Here is a 1,403-nt window from a genome sequence, read left to right as displayed (position 1 = left end):
CCTGTTCGCCCTGCTTGCGGGGTGTGCCGCCGTCCGGCATGCCCGGCACGCCCCGCCCTGTGCCGTGCGGCCTGCGGAGCCTTGCAAAACCGCGAAGCACTTTCCCGTTCGCAACCCACGGCCGCCCAAAGGCCCGCGCGGGGCACCACGCGGGTTGTGCGCTGGGTGGCGCTCGCCCATAGGGTCCGCCAGCGCAGCGCCTTGCGCGCGAAGCAGCGGCTGAAAGCCGTGCGCAATTCCTAAGAGCCTGTTCTCGAACTTTGCAGGGTCGCGCAAGTACCTTGCCGGGATGGGCCACCAAGCGCAACACGCAGCCAACAGCCCGCGCTACGGGCAAGCGTTGCAACAACGCAGACCACCCGGCAAGGCACTTGCCAGAAGGGTTGGAGCGACATCGGGCCGACGAACCTGGTGCTTTGGCGCCCCGGCCGCTTGCATGGGCACGAGCCCCCGCGACGCATCCGAAGCATCCACTCCTCCCGACTGCACTCCAACGCGCTCCCCGAACAGATCGCCAACAGGGTTCTAGGGCAGGCTGGCCAGAAACGTGGCCAGCGCGGCATTGACGGGCTCGGGGTGGGTCAGGTTGGCGGCGTGCCCAGCGCCTGGCACCTGCACCATGCGGGCATGCGGAAGCGCTTCGGCCATGGCCTGCGCGCGCGCCACGTCGATGGCATGGTCGAGCGTGCCGTGCACCACCAGCGCCGGCACCGTGATGGCACCCAGCCGGTCGCTAATGTCGTCGCGGCTCCCCAGGGTGGTGAAGCATTGCATCAGGTTGGGCACGGTGAACTGGCGCCACTTGGCCTGCCACTGCGGCGTGCCCGGCCAGCCGTCGCCCAGGATGGTGCGGGCCACCACGGCGGCAATGTCGTCCGTCAGCCCACCGGCAAGCCAGGCGTGGATGAGCGCCTCGTGCCCCACCATCTTGGCCGGGTCTTCCTGCAACGCCTGGGTGTCGATGAGCACCAGCGCACGCACCAGCGCCGGGTGGGTGAGCGCGCACCTCAGCGACAGGTAGCCGCCCTGCGACATGCCGGCCAGCACCGCCGTCTTCACCCCCAGGTGGTCCAGCAGCGCGGCCAGGTCGTTGGCCGAGTCGTAATAGCTGAAGGGCTCACAGCGCTGCGGATCGGCCGTCTGGCCATGGCCGCGCTCGTCCCAGGTGATGCAGCGCCACGCGCCGCGCAGGGCCTGCACCTGCGGCGCGAACATGCTGCCATCCATGAGCAGCCCGTGCGAGAACACGATGGCGGGACCGTCGCCCCCCGTGTCCTCGTAGTAGAGCTTCTGGCCATTGACCTGCGCGAAAGGCATGCGGTTCTCCTGTTCCGATGAAGGCGCCATCTTGGGCGCCATCCCGGGCCGCGCGCAACGGGCGCGACCCGCACCGGGGGCTACCC

Annotated in this window: 1 protein-coding gene; it reads right to left on the bottom strand. The window is 69.6% G+C overall.

Features of this window, described 5'->3' with window-relative positions:
- Positions 1 to 525: 525 nt before the first annotated feature.
- Positions 526 to 1,317 (bottom strand): alpha/beta fold hydrolase, encoded by a 792-nt coding sequence (locus ACDELDRAFT_RS22455; RefSeq protein WP_005801187.1) that lies wholly within the window; start codon positions 1,315 to 1,317, stop codon positions 526 to 528.
- Between the last annotated feature and the right edge of the window lie 86 nt (positions 1,318 to 1,403).

The sequence above is a fragment of the Acidovorax delafieldii 2AN genome, from assembly GCF_000175235.1.
Taxonomy (GTDB): domain Bacteria; phylum Pseudomonadota; class Gammaproteobacteria; order Burkholderiales; family Burkholderiaceae_C; genus Acidovorax; species Acidovorax delafieldii_B.
Note: the sequence above shows the minus strand (reverse complement) of the source record. Positions and strands in the feature narration are given on the sequence as shown.